Source organism: Flavobacterium sp. GW821-FHT12A05, from assembly GCF_058807735.1.
Genome location: NZ_JBXAQY010000002.1, coordinates 452,696 through 453,964, shown reverse-complemented (window position 1 = coordinate 453,964; position 1,269 = coordinate 452,696). Strand labels below are relative to the sequence as shown.

The window sequence follows — 1,269 nt, the reverse complement described above, 5'->3', positions numbered from 1 at the left end:
ACGGTAACAAACAACGCACCGTCAGTTTTTCCAATCGGAAATACGACTGTAACCTGGACAGCAAAAGATGCTGCAGGAAACACACAAACCTGTACTCAGACTGTAACAGTAAACGATACTCAAAAACCAACAATCAGTTGTCCTGCAACAGTTGTAGTTTCTGCGGATGCAAATTCATGTACAGCATCAGGTGTGGTTTTAGGAACTCCGACAACATCAGACAATTGTACTGGGACAATAACAGTAACAAACAACGCACCATCAGTTTTCCCAATCGGAAACACGGCTGTAATCTGGACAGCGAAAGATGTCGCAGGAAACACACAGACTTGTACTCAGACTGTAACGGTAAACGATACTCAAAAACCAACCATCACTTGTCCTGCAACAGTTGTAGTTTCTGCGGATGCAAATTCATGTACAGCATCAGGTGTAGTTTTAGGAACGCCGACAACATCAGACAATTGTACTGGAACAATAACAGTAACAAATAATGCACCGTCAGTTTTCCCAATAGGAAATACGACTGTAACCTGGACAGCAAAAGATGCTGCAGGAAATACACAGACTTGTACTCAGACAGTAACGGTAAACGATACTCAAAAACCAACCATCACTTGTCCTGCAACAGTTGTAGTTTCTGCGGATGCTAATTTATGTACAGCATCAGGTGTTGCTTTAGGAACTCCTACAACATCAGACAATTGTACAGGAACAATAACAGTAACAAATAATGCACCGTCAGTTTTCCCAATCGGAAATACGACTGTAACCTGGACAGCAAAAGATGCTGCAGGAAATACACAGACTTGTACTCAGACTGTAAAAGTTGTTGGGCCAATTATCGCTAATGAGGATAAAGTAGCATCAATAAATGGATATGATGGAGGAACAGCAGTTTCAGATGTCTTAGCTAATGATTTACTTAATTGTAATGCGGTAGTAAGAAGTGAAGTCGTATTAACATTAGCTTCTACATTGCCATCAGTTTTAACTTTTGATACAACAAGCGGAACAGTAACGGTTAAACCAAATACACCAGCAGGAACATATTCATTTGATTATAAAATTTGTGAAGTTTCAAATTCTTCAAATTGTAGTACTGCAACAGTAGAAATAAAAGTTGCAGCTCCTTCAATCCTTGCAGTAAAAGAAAACTTAGGCCCAATTAATGGTACAATCGGTGGAAAAACAACATCGCTTATTGCATCAGATAAACTAAACGGAGTTCAAGCCGTAATCGGCTCAAATCCTGGGCAGGTTACTTTA

The 1,269-nt window shown here is 39.8% G+C and carries 1 protein-coding gene; it reads left to right on the top strand.

What is annotated here, in order from left to right; all coding sequences use genetic code 11:
* Positions 1 to 1,269 (top strand): HYR domain-containing protein (locus AC1RRQ_RS05330; protein ID WP_493021990.1); only part of this gene is annotated, 1,269 nt, incomplete at both ends.